This is a genomic window from Pseudomonas sp. TE12234, assembly GCF_054061835.1.
The window spans coordinates 93769-112725 of the sequence record NZ_JBSSEP010000003.1; the positions used below are offsets into that span (position 1 = coordinate 93769).

The 18957-nt window shown below is 58.7% G+C and carries 16 protein-coding genes and 2 pseudogenes; 12 read left to right on the forward strand and 6 right to left on the reverse strand.

What is annotated here, in order from left to right; all coding sequences use genetic code 11:
• Positions 1-130 precede the first annotated feature (130 nt).
• The 12 genes and pseudogenes from ubiE to ACVWYU_RS06950 all read left to right on the forward strand — a co-directional run bounded on the left by ubiE (position 131) and on the right by ACVWYU_RS06950 (position 10802).
• Positions 131-901: a bifunctional demethylmenaquinone methyltransferase/2-methoxy-6-polyprenyl-1,4-benzoquinol methylase UbiE gene (gene ubiE, locus ACVWYU_RS06895; protein ID WP_007989286.1), complete on the forward strand. Its 771-nt coding sequence runs from the start codon at positions 131-133 to the stop codon at positions 899-901.
• On the forward strand, positions 901-1524 hold the full coding sequence (locus ACVWYU_RS06900; protein WP_090328177.1) for a ubiquinone biosynthesis accessory factor UbiJ: 624 nt from the start codon (positions 901-903) through the stop codon (positions 1522-1524). The genes ubiE and ACVWYU_RS06900 overlap by 1 nt, the downstream gene beginning before the upstream one ends.
• A complete protein-coding gene (ubiB, locus tag ACVWYU_RS06905) occupies positions 1521-3125 on the forward strand; it encodes a ubiquinone biosynthesis regulatory protein kinase UbiB (RefSeq protein ID WP_090328174.1) in 1605 nt (534 codons plus the stop codon). Before ACVWYU_RS06900 ends, ubiB begins: the two co-directional genes overlap by 4 nt.
• Positions 3126-3206: 81 nt before the next feature.
• Positions 3207-3608: a phosphoribosyl-AMP cyclohydrolase gene (gene hisI / locus ACVWYU_RS06910; RefSeq protein ID WP_247257819.1), complete on the forward strand. Its 402-nt coding sequence runs from the start codon at positions 3207-3209 to the stop codon at positions 3606-3608.
• Positions 3601-3933: a phosphoribosyl-ATP diphosphatase gene (locus tag ACVWYU_RS06915; RefSeq protein WP_090328169.1), complete on the forward strand. Its 333-nt coding sequence runs from the start codon at positions 3601-3603 to the stop codon at positions 3931-3933. Before hisI ends, ACVWYU_RS06915 begins: the two co-directional genes overlap by 8 nt.
• A 25-nt stretch (positions 3934-3958) precedes the next feature.
• A complete protein-coding gene (locus ACVWYU_RS06920; RefSeq protein ID WP_090328167.1) occupies positions 3959-4231 on the forward strand; it encodes a twin-arginine translocase TatA/TatE family subunit in 273 nt (90 codons plus the stop codon).
• A 10-nt stretch (positions 4232-4241) separates the two neighbouring features.
• The gene (tatB, locus tag ACVWYU_RS06925; RefSeq protein WP_457372298.1) at positions 4242-4709 is read left to right on the forward strand and encodes a Sec-independent protein translocase protein TatB; all 468 of its coding nucleotides are present in this window, start codon (positions 4242-4244) and stop codon (positions 4707-4709) included.
• Positions 4706-5500 carry a twin-arginine translocase subunit TatC gene (tatC, locus tag ACVWYU_RS06930; protein WP_457372299.1) on the forward strand — a complete coding sequence of 265 codons (795 nt, stop codon included), beginning with the start codon at positions 4706-4708 and terminating at the stop codon, positions 5498-5500. Before tatB ends, tatC begins: the two co-directional genes overlap by 4 nt.
• Positions 5497-6204: a 16S rRNA (uracil(1498)-N(3))-methyltransferase gene (locus ACVWYU_RS06935; RefSeq protein WP_247257816.1), complete on the forward strand. Its 708-nt coding sequence runs from the start codon at positions 5497-5499 to the stop codon at positions 6202-6204. Before tatC ends, ACVWYU_RS06935 begins: the two co-directional genes overlap by 4 nt.
• 136 nt (positions 6205-6340) lie before the next feature.
• Positions 6341-7402, forward strand: a pseudogene (locus tag ACVWYU_RS06940) (methyl-accepting chemotaxis protein); the annotation flags it as partial.
• Positions 7403-7543: 141 nt separating this feature from the next.
• Positions 7544-8257 carry a methyl-accepting chemotaxis protein gene (locus ACVWYU_RS06945; RefSeq protein WP_457372397.1) on the forward strand — a complete coding sequence of 238 codons (714 nt, stop codon included), beginning with the start codon at positions 7544-7546 and terminating at the stop codon, positions 8255-8257.
• A 217-nt stretch (positions 8258-8474) separates the two neighbouring features.
• On the forward strand, positions 8475-10802 hold the full coding sequence (locus ACVWYU_RS06950) for a fibronectin type III domain-containing protein (RefSeq protein ID WP_457372300.1): 2328 nt from the start codon (positions 8475-8477) through the stop codon (positions 10800-10802).
• Between the two features lie 55 nt (positions 10803-10857).
• Here the strand turns inward: ACVWYU_RS06950 and ACVWYU_RS06955 are convergent.
• The 6 genes and pseudogenes from ACVWYU_RS06955 to pip form a co-directional block, all read right to left on the reverse strand.
• A pseudogene (locus ACVWYU_RS06955) lies at positions 10858-10994 on the reverse strand (peptide ABC transporter ATP-binding protein); the annotation flags it as partial.
• A 319-nt stretch (positions 10995-11313) separates the two neighbouring features.
• Positions 11314-12732 (reverse strand): IS1182 family transposase, encoded by a 1419-nt coding sequence (locus tag ACVWYU_RS06960; protein ID WP_457372301.1) that lies wholly within the window; start codon positions 12730-12732, stop codon positions 11314-11316.
• A 97-nt stretch (positions 12733-12829) separates the two neighbouring features.
• Positions 12830-15400: a glucans biosynthesis glucosyltransferase MdoH gene (gene mdoH / locus ACVWYU_RS06965; protein WP_457372302.1), complete on the reverse strand. Its 2571-nt coding sequence runs from the start codon at positions 15398-15400 to the stop codon at positions 12830-12832.
• The gene (locus ACVWYU_RS06970; protein WP_457372303.1) at positions 15393-17207 is read right to left on the reverse strand and encodes a glucan biosynthesis protein; all 1815 of its coding nucleotides are present in this window, start codon (positions 17205-17207) and stop codon (positions 15393-15395) included. The genes mdoH and ACVWYU_RS06970 overlap by 8 nt, the downstream gene beginning before the upstream one ends.
• 321 nt (positions 17208-17528) lie before the next feature.
• Positions 17529-17966 carry a D-aminoacyl-tRNA deacylase gene (gene dtd, locus ACVWYU_RS06975; RefSeq protein WP_034148582.1) on the reverse strand — a complete coding sequence of 146 codons (438 nt, stop codon included), beginning with the start codon at positions 17964-17966 and terminating at the stop codon, positions 17529-17531.
• Positions 17963-18934: a prolyl aminopeptidase gene (pip, locus tag ACVWYU_RS06980; RefSeq protein ID WP_090328150.1), complete on the reverse strand. Its 972-nt coding sequence runs from the start codon at positions 18932-18934 to the stop codon at positions 17963-17965. The genes dtd and pip overlap by 4 nt, the downstream gene beginning before the upstream one ends.
• Positions 18935-18957: the final 23 nt, after the last annotated feature.

Sequence of the window (18957 nt, forward strand, 5' to 3'; positions counted from 1 at the left end):
TTGTTCGGTGAATCTTGACCACTGATGCGGCAAAACGTCCCGAAGGTGATCCATCTTACCTTCAGCCTTGCCAAGACAAAGCATCCCTTGGGGATTAGAATGTCGCGCATTCTATTTTGGTGACAGCGATATGACTGATCAGCGCAAAGGCAGCGATGCCGAACCCACCACTCACTTCGGCTTCAAAAACGTTCCGGAAAGCCAGAAAGCGGAAAAAGTCGCTGAGGTTTTCCACTCGGTAGCCGCCAAGTACGACTTGATGAACGACCTCCTGTCGGGCGGCATGCACCGTCTGTGGAAGCGTTTTGCGATCGAGCTGTCGGGTGTACGCACAGGCAATCGCGTGCTGGACATCGCCGGCGGCACCGGCGACCTGACCCGCAAGTTCTCGCACCTGGTAGGCCCGACCGGCCAGGTCGTATTGGCCGACATCAACGAATCCATGCTCAAGGTCGGTCGTGACCGCCTGCTGGACCTGGGTGTGGCCGGTAACGTCGAATTCGTCCAGGCCGATGCGGAAAAACTGCCGTTCCCGGACAACCACTTCGACTGCGTGACCATCGCCTTCGGCCTGCGCAACGTCACCCACAAGGAAGACGCCCTGCGCTCGATGCTGCGCGTACTCAAGCCAGGCGGCCGCCTGCTGGTGCTGGAGTTCTCCAAGCCGACCAACGCGCTGATGTCCAAAGCCTACGATGCCTACTCGTTCGCTTTCATGCCGTTGATGGGCAAGCTGATCACCAACGATTCGGAAAGCTATCGCTACCTGGCCGAATCGATCCGCATGCACCCGAATCAGGAAACCCTGAAGTCGATGATGGTCGAGGCCGGTTTCGACCGCGTGACCTATCACAACATGACCGCAGGCATCGTCGCCCTGCACCGCGGCATCAAGCCCTGATGCTGCTCGCCGGCCTGCTCGCCAGCGTTGAACTCGGACTGAACCGGGTGCTGCGCCTCGACAGCACGGCGCTGCCGCGGCTGGCGCATTTAAGCGGCAGGGTAATTGCCGTCGATTGCCGCAGCCCGGCATTGCAATTGTTCATCCTGCCCAGCGATGAAGGCCTGATGCTGGCTTCCCAGTGGGAAACCGGTGCCGACTGCACCTTGCGGGCCCCGGCTTCAAGCCTGTTGAAACTGGCGATGAGCAAGGACAAGACGTCGGTCCTGCATGGGCCTGAAGTCGAGCTCGAGGGTGACAGCGGCGTACTGCTGGAGCTGGCGGCCATCCTTCAGGACCTGGAGCTGGACTGGGAGTACGAACTCTCGCGCTGGCTCGGCCCTGTCGCGACGCAACTGGTCGGTGGTCATCTGCGCAGCCGCGCCCGCTGGTATCAGCAAGGGTTCGCCAGCCTGGGCCAGAACCTGGGCGAATACCTGGCCGAAGAATCGCGCACCCTCGTCGGTCAGCGCGAAGCCGAAGCCCGATTCAGTGAACTGGACCAGATCAAGCTTGATCTGGAACGTCTCGAGGCGCGTTTCGAGCGCCTTTCCCGATCCCTCGACCCAAGCGATAACGCATGAAGCTGCTTGCCGTCCGCCGTTTGTTGCGCATCCAGCGCGTCGTGATCCGCTACCGCCTCGATGACCTGCTGTTCGCCCTGCCGCTGCCCTGGTTCCTGCTGGTGCTGCGCTACGCCCTGCCATGGCGCTGGTTCCCGCGCAAGACACTGGACCTGAGCCGAGGCGCGCGACTGCGCCTGGCGTTGCAGGACCTGGGGCCGATTTTCATCAAGTTCGGCCAGATTTTGTCCACCCGCCGTGACTTGCTGCCCGAAGACATCGCCGATGAGCTGATGAAGCTGCAGGACCGCGTCCCGCCGTTCGATTCACAGCTGTCGGTCAAGCTGATCGAAGAGCAGTTGGGCAAGAAAATCAGCGAAGTCTTCAGCCGTTTCGACGTCGAACCCCTGGCCTCGGCCTCGGTGGCGCAGGTGCACGCCGCACAACTGAAAACCGGCGAAGAAGTCGTGGTCAAGGTGATTCGTCCAGGCCTGAAACCGGTGATCGCCCAGGACTTGGCGTGGCTGTTCATCCTCGCCCGCGCCGCCGAAAAAGTGTCGGCCGATGCGCGCCTGCTGCACCCGGTGGACGTGGTCAGCGACTATGAAAAAACCATCTATGACGAACTCGACCTGCTGCGTGAAGCCGCCAACGCCAGTCAGTTGAAGCGCAACTTTGAAGGTTCGCCGCTGTTGTACGTGCCGCAAGTCTATTGGGACTGGTGCCGCCCGAAAGTGTTGGTGATGGAGCGCATCTACGGCATCCAGGTTACCGATCTGGCGACCCTGGCCGACCAGCGCACCGACATGAAAATGCTGGCCGAGCGGGGCGTGGAAATTTTCTTCACCCAAGTGTTCCGCGACAGCTTCTTCCACGCCGACATGCACCCCGGCAACATCTTCGTCAGCACGGTGAATCCGTGGAGCCCGCAGTACATCGCGATCGACTGCGGCATCGTCGGCAGCCTGACTCCGGAAGACCAGGATTACCTGGCCCGCAACCTGTTCGCATTCTTCAAGCGTGATTACCGTCGCGTGGCGCAACTGCACATCGATTCGGGCTGGGTGCCGGCGGAAACCAAGCTCAACGAGTTCGAAGCGGCGATCCGTACCGTGTGCGAGCCGATTTTCGAAAAACCGTTAAAAGATATTTCCTTCGGCCAGGTGCTGATGCGCCTGTTCCAGACCGCGCGGCGCTTCAACATGGAAGTGCAGCCGCAACTCGTACTGCTGCAAAAAACCCTGCTGAACATCGAAGGCCTGGGCCGTCAGTTGTACCCGGAGCTTGATCTGTGGAACACCGCCCAGCCGTTCCTGGAACGCTGGATGCGCGAGCGGGTCAGTCCCAAGGCCTTGCTCGGCAATGTACAAAGCCAGTTCGAGCAGATCCCGCACCTGGCCAACATGGCCCGCGACCTGCTCGAACGCATGTCCCAGCCCCACGCCAATGACCCGCCACCGCCGTGGCATCGAGCTCGCGACGACTGGTTCCTGCGCCTGCTCGGTACCGCGCATCTGGCCGGTGGCGCCCTTCTCGCCGCCGGCGGGCCGTTGAACCAGTTGGCGTATTGGCCGGCAGGCATCATGATGGCCGTGGGCTTGTATCTGGTCGTTCGCCGATAGCCAGTTGCGTGAACGACTGGCACACTGTTTGAACGCTTGGGTTCGACTAATGAAGTGTCGGGCCCGCTGTCGGAGTCGAAGATGAAAAACTGGCTGGACGAGATCAAGTGGGACGCCGATGGCCTGGTGCCGGCAATTGCCCAGGATCACAAGACCGGGCGTGTCCTGATGATGGCCTGGATGAACCGTGAGGCACTGGAGCTGACCGCTGCCGAAAACCGCGCCATTTACTGGTCGCGCTCCCGTGGCAAGCTGTGGCGCAAGGGCGAAGAGTCCGGCCACGTGCAGACCCTGCACGAGATGCGCCTGGACTGCGACGCCGACGTGATCATCCTGATGGTCGAACAGATCGGCGACATCGCCTGCCATACCGGCCGCCAGAGCTGCTTCTATCGCGTCTTCGAGAACGGCGACTGGAGAACCGTCGACCCGGTCCTGAAAGATCCCAATGCCATCTATTCCTCAGGACACAAACATGAGTGACACTCTGACCCGTCTGGCTGCCGTACTGGAAGAGCGCAAAGGCGCCGCCGCCGATAGCTCGTATGTCGCCAGCCTGTATCACAAGGGCTTGAACAAGATTCTGGAAAAAGTCGGCGAAGAGTCGGTCGAAACCATCATTGCCGCCAAGGACGCTGCCGTCAGCGGCGACTGCAGCGATGTGATCTACGAAACCGCCGATTTGTGGTTCCACAGCATGGTCATGCTCGCCCAACTAGGGCAGCATCCACAGGCTGTACTCGATGAACTGGACCGTCGCTTCGGTCTGTCCGGACACGCCGAGAAAGCCTCGCGCCCGTCCGCCTGAATAACTATTAGAGAGGAGCAGCAGCATGGGCATTTTTGACTGGAAACACTGGATCGTCATCCTGGTTGTCGTGGTACTCGTATTCGGCACCAAGAAACTGAAGAACCTCGGCACGGACGTTGGCGAATCGATCAAGGGCTTCCGCAAAGCCATGAACGATGACGAAAAGCCGGCCGACCCGAGCGCGACTCCGGCCCAACCGGTTCCGCCCGTTCAGCCACAGGCCTCTGTGAACCAGCCGCACACCATCGATGTGCAGGCGCAAAAAGTCGAAGAGCCGATCCGCAAAGACTCGTGAGCACAGACTAATGTTTGGTATCAGCTTCTCTGAACTGCTGCTCGTCGGCCTCGTCGCCCTGCTGGTACTGGGCCCCGAGCGTCTGCCGGGCGCTGCGCGCACCGCCGGCCTGTGGGTCGGGCGTCTGAAGCGCAGCTTCAACGCGATCAAACAGGAAGTTGAACGTGAAATCGGTGCCGACGAGATCCGTCGGCAACTGCACAACGAGCACATCCTGTCGCTTGAGCAGGAGGCACGGAAGATCTTCACGCCGACCCAGCAGGAGCCGACGCCGGTGGAGCACGTGGGTGAGCAGTCGACTCACACGCCCGCCGCACCGACGCCAACTCCAACGCCTGCGGCTGCGCCGGCTACCGTTGTCGCGACAACCGAAGCGGCGCCCGTTGTGGCGGCACCTGCGGTTGAACCTGTTGCTCCAGCCGCCGCGCCTGTCGCGCCGGCTCCTCATGACCCAACACTGCCGCCGCGAGCCCCATGAGCGATCTTCCTGAAAACGACCAGCACATGCCGCTGGTTTCGCACCTCACCGAGTTGCGTACCCGCCTGCTGCGCTGCGTAGCGGCGATTTTCATCATCTTCGCCGGGTTATTCGCCTTCACCCAGCAGATCTACACCTTCGTCTCGACACCGCTGCGCGCCTACTTGCCAGCCGGCGCGACGATGATCGCCACCGACGTGTCGTCACCGTTCCTGACGCCACTGAAGCTGACGATGATGGTGTCGCTGTTCCTGGCGATCCCGGTGATCCTGCACCAGATCTGGGGCTTCATCGCACCAGGCCTGTACAAGCATGAAAAGCGCATTGCAGTACCCTTGCTGATCTCCAGCATCATGCTGTTTTACACCGGCATGGCGTTCGCCTATTACCTGGTGTTCCCGCTGATCTTCAAATTCTTCGCCTCCGCTACTCCGGCCGGCGTGGAAATGATGACCGACATCACCAGCTACCTCGACTTCGTCATGACGCTGTTCTTCGCGTTCGGCGTGGCGTTCGAGATTCCGGTGGCCGTGGTGCTGCTGGTGTGGATCGGCGTGGTCGACGTCAAATACCTGAAGAAAATCCGCCCCTACGTGATCATCGGCTGCTTCGTGGTCGGCATGATCCTGACGCCACCGGACATCTTCTCGCAGACCCTGCTGGCCGTACCGATGTGGCTGCTGTTCGAGATCGGCATCCTGTTTGGCAGCCTGGTCAGCAAGCGCAGCGAACATTCGGACGACCAACCGGCTGACGATCACAACGACCAGCCGCCAGCGACCCAAGCGTGAACCTGCTGCTCCTCGAATCGGCCGACTTCATTGCGGCCGACCGGGTGATCCTGCGTGATCGCCGGTTGACCCACATGCAGGACGTTCACCGCTGTGAAGTCGGTGACAGCATGCGTGTCGGACGTCTAGACGGGCTGATGGGTTCCGCCGAGGTGCTGCGCCTGGACGCCACTGAAGCGGAATTGCGCGTCAACCTCGACCAGCCTCCCCCCGCCAAGCTGCCATTGACCCTGGTACTGGCCCTGCCACGGCCCAAAATGCTGCGCAGGGTGTTCCAGACCGTGGCGGCCATGGGTGTGCCACGGATCGTGCTGGTCAACAGCTATCGCGTCGAGAAGAGCTTCTGGCAGACCCCGTTCCTGGAGCCTGAAGCGATTCGCGAGCAGTTGATCCTCGGCCTCGAACAGGCCCGGGACAGCGTGCTGCCGGAAGTGGTGATCGAGAAGCGCTTCAAGCCGTTCGTCGAAGATCGCCTGCCGGCCATCGTCGAAGGCACCCTCGGCCTGGTAGGCCATCCCGGCCAATATCCGCCCTGCCCTCGCGCCCTGAGCGAACCGGTGACCCTGGCCATTGGTCCGGAGGGTGGCTGGATTCCTTACGAGATCGACCTGCTGGGCAAGGCCGGGTTGCAGCCAGTGCAACTGGGCGAGCGCATCCTGCGGGTCGAAACCGCCGTCACCGCCCTTTTGGCCCGCCTCTTCTAGATCCCGCCCCTGTAGGAGGGAGCTTGCTCGCTCCTACAGTTCATCATCCCCCCACACATCGGGCGCACCTACAGAATCGCACTCGCCTGCCGATACATCCCCCATAAAACCAATGTGTGGTCCGGGGAGTTGCAGCATGTACCAATGGCTAGCCGATAAGCTGGGAAACGTCAGCGTCAAACGCAAACTCGGAATCGGTTTTGGTCTGGTGTTATTGCTGACCCTGCTGATCACCTTCACGGGCTGGAGCGGTCTGGGCAACGTGACCAGTCGTGGCGATAAGCTGGGCTTCATTTCCGATATCAACGGGGTGACCAAAGACCTGCGCATAGCACGCCTGGATTACGAAATGCGTCGCGGCGAACAAGGCCCTGGTGCCGTCAACGAGCAATTGAGCAAACTCGAAAGCGACCTGAAAACCGCCCGTAGCCTGATCGAGCAACCCGCTGACGTGGCACTGGTCGATCAACAACTGGCCGCTGTCGCCGAGTACCGTCGCGCGTTCAGTGATATGACCCAGGCCGGCGCTCAGCGTGAAGACGCCCGCAGCAAACTCGGTGCCACCGCCGACAACGCCGTGGCCCATGTCGCCGAAGTGGAAAAATCCATGCTGCAAGGCGACAGCGTGACCGCCTTCAACAGCGTCATCGACCTGAGCAAATTGATCCAGCAGGCCCGTTTCCAGGTGCGCGGCTACACCTACAGCGCCAAGAGCGAGGCCGAGCAGCCAGCCCTGGACGCCATCGACAACGCCCTGAAAAACCTCGAAAGCCTGCCGGCCAAACTGCCCGAGGAACACATCGCCAACCTGAAGCAGGCGACCGACTCACTGAAGGCTTACCGTGCCGCCGTCAGCCAGTTCCGCGATTCCCAGGTCGCCAGCGCCAAAGCCCTCGAGCGCATGGCCGCCCAAGGCGAGATCCTGCTGGACGTCAGTAAAAAACTCACCGCCTCGCAAACCGTTGTCCGTGACACCGACGTCGCCCATGCCAAGAACATGCTGGCCCTCGCCACCGTCTTGGCCATGGCCTTCGGCCTGCTGGCCGCCTGGGCGATTACCCGGCAGATCATCATTCCTCTGAACCAGACCCTGCTCGTGGCCCAACGTGTGGCCGGCGGCGACTTGACCCACGACCTGAAGTCCCCGCGCCAGGATGAACTCGGCCAACTGCAACGCGCCATGCAGAGCATGACCCAAGGCCTGCGCGAACTGATCGGCGGCATCAGTGATGGCGTCACGCAAATCGCCAGCGCCGCCGAAGAGCTGTCCGCCGTCACCGAGCAGACCAGCGCCGGGGTCAACAGCCAGAAGGTCGAGACCGATCAGGTGGCGACCGCCATGAACGAAATGACCGCCACGGTGCAGGAAGTCGCGCGCAACGCCGAAGAAGCCTCCGAGGCCGCCGTCGCCGCCGATCAGCAGGCCCGTGAAGGCGACAAGGTAGTGGGTGAAGCGATCGCGCAGATCGAGCGCCTGGCCCTGGAAGTGGGTCACTCCACCGAAGCCATGGGCGAGCTCAAGCGTGAAAGCGACAAAATCGGCAGCGTCCTCGATGTAATCAAATCCGTGGCCCAGCAAACCAACCTGCTGGCGCTCAACGCAGCGATCGAAGCGGCGCGCGCGGGTGAGGCCGGACGGGGTTTTGCCGTGGTCGCCGACGAAGTCCGCAGCCTGGCGCAGCGCACCCAGAAGTCCACCGAAGAGATCGAAGAGCTGATCGTCGGCCTGCAAAACGGCACCCAGCAAGTGTCGACCATCATGGACAACAGCCGCACCCTGACCGACAGCAGCGTCGAACTGACCCGCCGCGCCGGCGGCTCACTGGAAAGCATCACCCGCACCGTGTCGGCGATCCAGGCGATGAACCAGCAGATCGCCGCCGCTGCCGAGCAGCAAAGCGCCGTGGCGGAAGAGATCAACCGTAGCGTGCTGAATGTGCGGGATGTATCGGATCAGACCTCGGCGGCCAGCGAGGAGACGGCGGCGTCCAGTGTTGAGCTGGCGCGGTTGGGGACACATCTGCAGATGCTGGTGGGGCGGTTCAGGGTTTGAGGTGAGCACGAAGCCCCCGCAGATGAAAAAAGGCCGGTATCTCACATCCCGGCCGATTTGCGACTTCCAGCCCCGAACAAAAGCATTGAGAAATTAATAACTTAAGCTTTAACACCAATACATTAGCTATGTCCGTACCACTATCAGTTCTGATAGTTATGTAAATTTTTTAAACAGCGCACTATTTAGCTCCTGCCCATTTTTCAGGAGCACAATCATGAGCAATGACCTGATCGACACCTCTGAAACCTCAGAAACACCAACGCCTGACGACATCGTCCCCTACACTAACTACAGCCGCTGGATGACTGATATGCTTTCAGCGATTGCATTGCTCAAGCTACACCAATTGGCAATTCCTGGCTCACACAACTCTGGCGCCGACAGAGCCGGGATGGTCCCTATTGGAAAAGAATGGGCTGCCAATCAGGATAACACCTTCCCGCAGCAACTCGCCGCTGGGGCACGCTATTTTGATTTGCGCCTCTACGACAGTAGTTATAAAAAAACCATCGGCAATAAGTTTCCAACCTATAAATTCATTGAAATATTCGAATTCAAACACGGCATTTCTGCAGGAAGACGCCTGGAACATTTAGTGCGTGATGTAAAAAACTTCGTGACCGCCAACCCTGGCGAAATTGTGATTCTTGACTTCCACAAATATGACCGAGGTACAAATTACGCTCATAGCAGCCTTGAACGCTGCTTACCGTACTTTACGCCAATCAAGGGGCTTTTGATTCCACCATCAGCCAGCAACATCAACATTTACACTATCCGCGATCGACACCGTGGGCGCAGCATTATTCTTCACTTTCCCCATAACAACCCGAATGGCAACTGGAAAAGTGAATGGATCCAAAGAGAGCAGATATGGGGATCCTTTCACCGCCAATGGGAAAATAATGCCACGCCCGAAAACATAGAATCACTCGTTATCAACTCAATGGCTTCACCACCAACAAATCCTTATTGGGTACTGGACGCATCCGTTTACGGCGCCGGCGGCCCCGTGCACTTGAATAAAAATCACCCTATTCGGACAGAAGCATTCAAAGAGGGTCGGCTAAATGCCAAAATACTCCTGGTCGACTTCATTGAAAGGTCAGATACAAAGATTTCCGTTACCGACAACTGCATCGCCCTGAACAGGAGAAGAGCAAGGGACAATACGAAGCCGACCCCCCCCTCCAACTTTAATGTCATTGCAAAAAACGAGACAGTTGTCGACGGACAATTTCAGAATACTCTACAGTTCAAATGGAATCCGTCGTTTGATGAAATGGGCGTGCGTGAATATCACATCTATCGTAATGGCGAGCATTTCGCGACAACTAATAAGACCACTTACGAGCACCAAAATTTTGTCCTGAAGGATTACACCTTCAAAGTTAAAGCCATCGACAACATGGATAATCACTCGGACTTTTCTCCGGCATTTGATCTTGTTCAAGACAATATACCGCCAACCATACCGGGAGAAATTTCGGTTACCAGGTTTGCGAACTATTCCTGCATCATAAGCTGGGAGCACTCATTCGACGCAGCGGGAATAGAAAGCTACGAACTATATCTAAACGAAACTCTCAAAGATATCATCCCATATAGAGACAGCCCTTATGCTTCCGTAACTTATGTCGACATCAACCTAGACCGGCAGAACGAAGTTAAAATACGCGCAAAAGATAATAATGGATTTTATTCTGAATACACAACCAGCACACTTTACCCAAATCCCGTCCTATCAAACCCGACACACTACATAGTTGGGTACGACGAGGTAACGGAAAAATATGAAATCAAGGTCGTGTGGAGCGTAACTGAACACGCCATTTTTTTCCCTGACCTCTCATACAATGCCGATGATACGGGCCAAGATTACTATCCAATTTCGGGAGAAGGGCCGTCTTTTAGCTACCAGGTTAGTGAAGGCCAATACATATCACATAGATGCCGCATGATAAATGCTGGAGAGTTTGACAGAGGTACTCCTTACGCTTTTTATTTTTCCGGAATCCGTCCAGAACCAGTGACCAATTTGACTATCACCTCTCGCACTCATTCAGGCACTTCCCTCTCCTGGACTCCGTCGACCAGCACGAATCTTAAAAATTATGCAATTTCGCTAAACGAGGAGCCGCCTATTCTCGTTGCAAGCTCTGAGACTACTTATGTATTTCAAGAGCTGCCACTAAACGAAAGCTACACGGTTGAAATGTGGGCCATTAATACATACGGCGCCTGTTCTATAACTGAATCGATCACAATTGAGCCTGTTGCACCCGACGCGCCCCGTAACTTCAGTTATAACTATGTTCAATTGAGACACATTCTCTCCTGGGATGCGCCCGCGAACGGGGCAGATGTCAGCGAATATAAAGTTGTCGTGACTGGCCCGGGCGGAGGCGTCTTTTATTACACAACAGTCGAATCAACTCTGAACATATTGGCGTATCGAAACACTCGGTACGGTATAAGCATAACGGCAATCAACGCTACGGGTGAGTCACTGCCGCTGATCTCCGAATTCACAACGTCTTAAACCAGCTCCCCGAGCAAATCGAACCTTTGCTCGGGGACACCCCAATTCAGCCTGCTTACAAAACCTGCCGCAAAAACGCCTGCGCCCGCAGATCCTTCTGTGCATCGAAGAACTCCGCTGACGAGGCGTCTTCCAGCCATTTGCCGTGATCAAAAACATCACCCGATCCGCCACTTCCGGGGCGAAGCCCATATTCACATCGGTTTCGGGTCAGCCAATTGCAAACCGTCAAAACGCACCGAGCCCGAATCGAACGCCTCCAGGCCATTGAGATTGCGCAGAAATGAAATTGATGCCGTCGCAGTCACCAGTCTTCAGACGATAACGGGGTCGCTGAAGCTCAAGCACAGGTAGCGCTCCGGCTGACGCTGATCGTTCCCACCGCTTGCGCACGATCATAAAAAAACCCGCTTTTCCAGACTGTGTGAAAACGCACTGAAGGCCAGCCCACCAAACGCCCCAACTTGTTCGGGGCGTTTTTTTGTGCGGGCAACAGTCGAACAGAGGCTTTTCAACCCATTAGCGCCATCAATTGGCGGGCTCCGAGTACGCTAATCGCTCGCTTGAGGTTGTAAGCGTTCACCGCCAAGGCCATCTCCGCTTTTGCTCCCTCCAACTGGCGCAGCAGGAAGCGACCATTCCCAAACAGCCATTGCTTGAGATTGCCGAAAGGGTGCTCAATGATGGATCGTCGAGTGGCCATCATTTGCGGATACGCGAGCATTCGCTGCTCCATTCGCTCAAAGGCTTCCTCATGGGCATGGCGTGAGACATAGCGGCGTTGAGCGCCAGTGCATCGGGATTTGAGCGGGCAGGCGCCGCAGTCGCTGACATCTGCCTGATAGATCCGCTCACCCTTGTTGCGCTGCTTGAGCGTCAGCCACTTGCCCGCCGGGCACTGATAACGATCATGTTCGGCTTCGTAGGTAAAGTCTTTGCGCTCAAAGAGTTCCTCGCCGCCTGGGTTGACTGAGCGATTAGGTGGCACATAGACCGTAATTGCAGCCTCCTCGCAGGCCTGAAACTGCTGGCCGTTGGAGTAGCCGGCATCGGCCGTCACGCTCAAGGCATCTTGTTCCAGATGTTCTTTGGCAGCCTTGGCCATTGGCTCCAGTTGTTTTCGGTCATCGCCGTCCTGAGTTACGTCATGGTGCAGAATCAGGCAATGTGCGGCGTCCACGGCGGTTTGTACGTTGTAGGCCACCCGTGGCCCTTTGGGCGTACGCATCATTCGGGCATCGCTTTCATGGGTGTTGAACTGCTCCAGGCCCATCGAGCTCATCAACGCTTGGCAGCTGTGATTGTCCTGCTGCCGAACTTCAAGCTGCGCCAGTGCTGTTTTGATCGCGCCGCGATCAATCACCTCTCCCGCCTCGGCCTTGTCGGCCTCATCCAGTTCCGCCAGATATTGGACTATGCGCTTGTCCAGCTTCTCTTCCTGATGCTTGAGTTGTTTGAGGTTCATGTGGCGCCGCGAGGAAGCGACCGCCTGAAACTTACTGCCATCGATGGCCATCAAGTCACCTGCGATCAGGCCTGCCATGCGGCAAAACTGAACGAAGGCGCGACACGTCGCCACAAAGGCGAGTTTGTTGTTTTTACGAAAGTCGGCGATGGTCTTGAAGTCGGGTTTGAGTCGGTTGATCAGCCACATCACTTCGATGTTGCGCTGGCATTCGGCTTCAAGCCGCCGCGATGAGCGGATCCGCTGAAAATAGCCGTAGAGGTAGAGTTTTAGCTGATCGGCGGGGTCATAGGACGGGCGACCGGTGCCTTTGGGCAGCGCTTTGTCAAAGCCCAATTGCACCAGATCCAGCTTGGCGACGTACAGGTCAATAACCCGGACGAGGTGATCCTCAGGTATCAACTCCTCCAGCGAGACCGGGAACAGGCTGGTCTGGCTGCGGGGCTCTCCCTGGATGTAGGCCATAACGAAAAATGCTCCGTATCTTTCGATACGGAGCATTTTCTTTGAGCACCGCGCAGATTGCTAGGTTTTCACACAGTCTGGAGAAGCGGTTTTTTCATCAGGCCAACTGCGGCTGAATGCTCACTGGCTTGAGCGGAAGCAGCGGTGCATGAGGGTCGGCCTTCACCGACTTGCGCCATGCGCCCAGCCACTCCTGGTGACCTTCGCTCCAGACCTGCTCATGCAGGCGAGCCAATGCCACCGGATCGCTCAACAGTTGCACACGTTCATTATTGGTCAGCCCGTCAGGCCCGACCTTCATCGCATGCCGTACCCGCTCGACGCGCAGCCACTCGATCGGTTCCGCCTGACGGTGACGGGAGGTCGCCAGCGAGCACGCCAGGGCGTTCTGCTGCGGGTCGACCACCGAACGGACAAAGCCGTCATTCAGTGCATGCCAGCGGTTTTCGTGGGTGTACTGGTCGGTGGCCAGCAACGCCTGCGGCGGATTGTATTCCTCAGGGATCAGGAACAGGCTCTCGTCACGGGACTTGAGGCCCAGGCCGACACGGCTGGAAATCACCGATACCGGGATGGACAGCATCAACGAACCGACGATCGGCACCAGCCACCAGAGGAAGCTCGGGTTCAGCCAGATCACCAGCAAAGCCCAGAAGAAGCCGAGCAAGGTTTGCGGACCATGGCGTTTTACCGCCTCGCTCCACGGCGTGGAGTCGTCGTCACGTTGCGGCGAGTTCCAGGTCGCGGCCCAGCCGAGGAACGCGGCAAGGACGAAACGGGTGTGGAAAATCATCCGCACCGGTGCCAGCAGCATGGAGAACAGCATCTCCAGCAACATGGACAGGGTCACCTTGAACTTGCCACCGAACTCTTTCGCGCCCTTGGCCCAGATCAGGATGATGCTCAACAGCTTCGGCAGGAACAGCAGCACGATGGTGGTCGAGAACAACGCAATGGCCTTGTCCGGGTGCCATTGAGGCCATAGCGGATAAAGCTGGCGCGGTTCGAGGAAGTACTGCGGCTCCATCAGCGTGTTGACCGCCAGCAGCGCCGTCGACAGCACGAGGAAGAAGAACCACAACGGCGCCGACAGGTAAGACATCACACCCGTGAGGAACACCGCACGGTGCACCGGGTGCATGCCCTTGACCAGAAACAGTCGGAAGTTCATCAGGTTACCGTGGCACCAGCGACGGTCACGCTTGAGTTCGTCCAGCAGGTTCGGCGGCAGCTCTTCGTAACTGCCAGGCAAGTCGTAGGCAATCCACACGCCCCATCCGGCACGGCGCATCAACGCGGCTTCGACGAAGTCGTGGGACAGAATCGCACCGGAAAACGCGCCTTTACCGGGCAACGGCGCCAGGGCGCAGTGGTCGATAAACGGCTTCATGCGGATGATTGCGTTGTGGCCCCAGTAGTGGGATTCGCCCAACTGCCAGAAGTGCAGGCCGGCAGTGAACAGCGGACCGTACACGCGGGTGGCGAACTGCTGCATGCGCGCATACAGGGTGTCCATGCCCGACGCACGAGGCGCGGTCTGGATGATCCCGGCGTCCGGCGTGGCTTCCATCAAGCGCACCAGACTGGTCAGGCACTCACCGCTCATCACCGAGTCGGCGTCGAGCACGACCATGTACTTGTAGTCACCGCCCCAACGGCGGCAGAAGTCGTCGAGGTTACCGCTCTTGCGCTTGACGCGACGGCGGCGGCGGCGATAGAAAATCTTGCCGAAGCCCCCTGCCTCGCGGCAGACGTCCAGCCAGGCCTGTTGCTCGGCGACGCAGATATCGGCGTCGTTACTGTCGCTGAGGACGAAGAAGTCGAAGCGGTCCAGATCACCCGTGGCCGCGACCGACTCGAAGGTCGCGCGCAGACCGGCGAATACCCGGGGCACGTCTTCGTTACAGATCGGCATCACCAGGGCGGTGCGCGCGTCTTTCGGAATCGGCTCGTTGCCGGCACTGGCGCCGGAAATGCGGTACTTGTCGTGACCGGTGAGCAACTCCAGGAAGCCCATCAGTGCCGTCCAGAAACCGGCCGATACCCAGCAGAACAGGATGCCGAACAGGATCAGGATGCTGGTCTGCAATGCATACGGCAGCACTTGCGTGGCGGTTTGCAGCAGCGGTTGATGCAACACTTCGTTGAGGTCGACGAACGACCAGCCCTGGTACGGCATGATGCCTTTCATGTACCAGCCGGCGACGATGGTCTGGCCGAGCATCAGCAGCAACAGAATGTAGCGACGAATCGAACCGACGGTGCGCCAGCGCGCAGCCGGCAGGACACGTTCGTCCTTCGGCGGCTTGGGCGGGTTGGTACGACCGGTCAGGCGGCGCCAGCCACGCACCAGGATATTGGTGCGCCACGGTTCCGGCACGACTTTGGTCCGACGGATCGGCGGGGTCGCCTTGAGGCAGACCCGACCGTTGGCGTCGAGCACCAGCATTTCGGCGTCTTGCAGCTCTTCGGCGGTACTCAGGGTCAGGCGCTTGCCGACCGACGCCTGGGCGGCATCGGTCGGGGCGTCGAACGTCTGGGACGACAGACGTTCGTGCAGTTCGCTGAAGGACTGGCAGCCCGCGAGTTCCGCGCGCTGCTGGTCGGTCATCGGCAGGTGCGCCAGGTACTCGGACAGAGTCTCTGGCTGTACGTGTGAATTACTCATCGGCAGGCAACTGATAGCTCCAGGTCTCGGTCAGGACTTCTTCAGTCGATGCCGATTCCGGTGTGGCTGGGGCCGCGTCGGCAGCGACAGGCTGCTTGGCGTCTTTATTGGCCTTGTCCTTGGCATCTGCAACCGGCTTGGCGTCACCCTGAGTAGCCTCGGCCTGCTTGGCTTCCTTGTCCGTTTTCTCCTGTTGCTTGGCGGCGACCTTGTCGGCCTTGGCCACGGAAGAACTGGAGGCCGGAATCGAAGTCTTGGCCAGGTCGGCAGGCGTGACGTTCTGAACCAGCGCCGCACGCATCTCGGTGGACTTGCTCGGGTCCTTGATCTTCATGCGCAGGGTCAGGCGCCAGCCCTTGGTCTCGGGGTTGTAGCGCACGCTGTTTTCCACGAGCTCGGCGTTGTCGCCCACGCTCACCTGGCTGCGAACGTCCGCATTCTCTGGCAGTGCCGCCAGGGATGGGCCTTCGAAGTCCACCAGATAGGCGACGCTACCGTCCGGCTGACGAATCAGGTTGGACTGTTTGACATCGCCGGTGGAACGCAGGGTCTGCTTGACCCAAGCGCTGTCCGGAGCGTGGATCGAGGCTTCATCCATGGTCCAGTGCATACGATAAGCGACATCGAGCGGCTGGCCAGGTTCCGGCAGTTTTTCCGGGCTCCAGAAAGCCACGATATTGTCGTTGGTTTCGTCGGCGGTCGGAATCTCTACCAGATCGACGGAGCCCTTGCCCCAATCGCCTTTCGGTTCGATCCAGGCGCTTGGGCGCTTGTCGTAGCGGTCGTCGAGGTCTTCATAGTGGCTGAAGTCACGACCACGTTGCAGCAGACCGAAACCGCGCGGATTCTCGACGGAGAAGTTGCTCACGGCCAGGTGTTTCGGGTTGTTCAGCGGACGCCAGATCCACTCGCCGTTACCGGCGCGGATCGACAGACCGCTGGAATCATGCAGTTCGCGACGGTAGTTCAGCACTTTCGATGGCTGGTTGGCACCGAACAGGTACATGCTGGTCAGCGGTGCAATGCCGAGCTTGGAAACTTTGTCACGCAGGAACATCTGCGCCTTGACGTCGACAATGGTGTCGCTGCCTGGACGAAGGATCAGGCGATAGGCGCCGGTCGCCCGTGGCGAATCCAGCAACGCGAAGATCACCAGGTGCTTGTCGCCCGGCTTGGGCTGTTGAATCCAGAATTCGCGAAAACGCGGGAATTCCTCACCGGATGGCAAGGCGGTATCGATCGCCATGCCGCGAGCGGACAAACCATAGACGTGGCCTTTGCCGACAACGCGGAAGTAACTCGCGCCGAGCATGGTCATGATTTCGTCTTGCTTGTCAGCCTTGTTGATCGGGTACAGCACACGGAAACCGGCGTAACCCAGCTGCTCAGTGGCTTTTGGATCGAATTTCAAGTCGCCGAAGTCGAAACGACTTGGGTCGTATTTGATCTCTTCGACGTTGTTCGCCGTGATTTCGTTGATTTTCACCGGCGTATCAAAATGCATGCCCTGGTGATAGAACGACAGCTTGAACGGGGTTTTCTGGTCCGCCCATTCGGCTTTTTCCGTCAGAAAACGAATTTTCTGATAGTCCGCGAATTTCATCTCGCGGAATTCGTTCGGCAGGTTACTGCGCGGCGCTTCGTATTTTTGCCCGGCCAGTTCTTTTGCCTTGGCCGATACATCATCCAGATTGAAGGCCCAAAGCTGGCCGGCGCTGAACAGGGTGAGCAGAGCAGAGCCCGCTACCAGAGCGCTACGTAACCGTTTGGCAGACAATTTTGGTGCGTTACAGGGACTAACAATCACGAGCAACCCTCGCCGAAAACAGATCAAAAAACCAACGGCCAGTTAAAGGGTCTGTACGGTTTCCGATACGAAAAAACCGGCCATACAAACCACTCTTGCCAAGTTGGCGAGCATTGTTCCGACTCCGATGGGGCTAAATGATTCCCCAAACGGTTCAGGACAAGTCTCTACCTAAGTCAAAATGGACCAACGAACGCTGATCCCCGTAGCGCGCGATTATCTAGTAGGCCGCGTTACAACGCATCAGGGGTAACAAAGTATTTATCGGGAAACACCCCTGTTTTCAGTCGAAAACCGCGCAAAAAGGTGTTTCAAGCGCTTTTACGTCTGTAACAGGAAGGTTACCGGGCCATCATTGACCAGGTGCACCTGCATATCCGCGCCGAATCTACCTGATGCCACAGTGCCATGCACCTGTTTCGCTTTGCCTAATAGATAGTCGAAAAGCTCCTCGCCCAGCGCCGGAGGGGCCGCGGTCGAAAAACTCGGGCGCAACCCGCTCTTGGTGTCGGCGGCCAGGGTGAACTGCGAGACCAGCAGCAACCCGCCACCCACGTCCGCCAGGGACAGGTTCATCTTGCCCTCGGCGTCACTGAACACTCGATAGTTAAGCAGCTTATTGAGAAGTTTGTCGGCGCTGGCCCGAGTGTCCTCGGGCTCGACGGCGACCAGCACCAATAAACCCTGGTCGACTGCGCCAACCACCTCGCCCGCTACCTCGACCCGCGCCCCACGCACGCGCTGCAGCAGGCCCTTCATGCTTCTTCAGGTGTCAGGTCGAGCAAGCGCCGGGCCATCTGATCAGCGGCACGCACCAAGGCATCGGTAATCCCCGGTTCAGCGGCGGCATGACCGGCGTCACGGATAATTTGCAGCTCGCTGTTCGGCCAGGCCTGGTGCAGTTCCCAGGCGTTGTCCAGCGGGCAGATCACGTCATAACGACCGTGGACGATCACCCCCGGCAAGTGAGCGATTTTGCCCATGTCGCGAATCAACTGGTTCGGCTCGAGGAAGGCGTTGTTGGTGAAGTAGTGGCACTCGATACGGGCGATCGACAGCGCGCGCTGAGGCTCGGAGAAACGATCGACCACCTGCGGGTTCGGACGCAGGGTCGCGGTCCGGCCTTCCCAGGTGGACCAGGCCTTGGCCGCATGCATCTGGGCGATTTGATCGTTGCCGGTCAGGCGCTTGTGAAAAGCCGTGAGCAAGTCGTCGCGCTCGTCCAGCGGGATCGGCGCGATGTAGTCCTGCCAGTAATCCGGGAACAGACGGCTGGCACCGGCCTGGTAGAACCACTCGATTTCCTGCGGGCGGCAGAGAAAAATCCCGCGCAGGATCAGACCGTGCACGCGTTCCGGATGGGTTTGCGCGTAGGCCAGCGCCAGGGTCGACCCCCAGGAACCGCCAAACAGCACCCATTTTTCGATGCCCAGGTGTTTGCGGATCCGCTCAAGGTCGGCGACCAGATCCCAGGTGGTGTTGTTTTCCAGGCTGGCGTGGGGCGTGGAACGGCCGCAACCGCGCTGGTCGAAGGTAACAATGCGATACAGATTTGGATCGAAGTAGCAGCGACTCTGGGCGTCGCACCCGGCGCCGGGGCCGCCATGGATGAACACGACCGGCAATCCTTCCGGTGAACCGCTTTCGTCGACGTACAGCGTATGGGTTTCATCGACAGCCAGATCATGCCGGGCGTAGGGTTTGATCTGCGGGTACAAAGTCTGCATTGCGCGCTCCGTAAGGGGTCTGG

Bases quoted from the DNA above. Each gene is read 5' to 3' on its own strand.
- tatC (WP_457372299.1), top strand. From the start codon at position 4,706: ATGAGCGATCTTCCTGAAAACGACCAGCACATGCCGCTGGTTTCGCAC.
- ACVWYU_RS06945 (WP_457372397.1), top strand. From the start codon at position 7,544: ATGAACGAAATGACCGCCACGGTGCAGGAAGTCGCGCGCAACGCCGAA.
- ubiE (WP_007989286.1), top strand. From the start codon at position 131: ATGACTGATCAGCGCAAAGGCAGCGATGCCGAACCCACCACTCACTTC.
- hisI (WP_247257819.1), top strand. From the start codon at position 3,207: ATGAAAAACTGGCTGGACGAGATCAAGTGGGACGCCGATGGCCTGGTG.
- tatB (WP_457372298.1), top strand. From the start codon at position 4,242: ATGTTTGGTATCAGCTTCTCTGAACTGCTGCTCGTCGGCCTCGTCGCC.
- ACVWYU_RS06960 (WP_457372301.1), bottom strand. From the start codon at position 12,732: ATGGCCTACATCCAGGGAGAGCCCCGCAGCCAGACCAGCCTGTTCCCG.
- ACVWYU_RS06915 (WP_090328169.1), top strand. From the start codon at position 3,601: ATGAGTGACACTCTGACCCGTCTGGCTGCCGTACTGGAAGAGCGCAAA.
- ACVWYU_RS06950 (WP_457372300.1), top strand. From the start codon at position 8,475: ATGAGCAATGACCTGATCGACACCTCTGAAACCTCAGAAACACCAACG.
- pip (WP_090328150.1), bottom strand. From the start codon at position 18,934: ATGCAGACTTTGTACCCGCAGATCAAACCCTACGCCCGGCATGATCTG.
- ACVWYU_RS06920 (WP_090328167.1), top strand. From the start codon at position 3,959: ATGGGCATTTTTGACTGGAAACACTGGATCGTCATCCTGGTTGTCGTG.
- mdoH (WP_457372302.1), bottom strand. From the start codon at position 15,400: ATGAGTAATTCACACGTACAGCCAGAGACTCTGTCCGAGTACCTGGCG.
- dtd (WP_034148582.1), bottom strand. From the start codon at position 17,966: ATGAAGGGCCTGCTGCAGCGCGTGCGTGGGGCGCGGGTCGAGGTAGCG.
- ubiB (WP_090328174.1), top strand. From the start codon at position 1,521: ATGAAGCTGCTTGCCGTCCGCCGTTTGTTGCGCATCCAGCGCGTCGTG.
- ACVWYU_RS06900 (WP_090328177.1), top strand. From the start codon at position 901: ATGCTGCTCGCCGGCCTGCTCGCCAGCGTTGAACTCGGACTGAACCGG.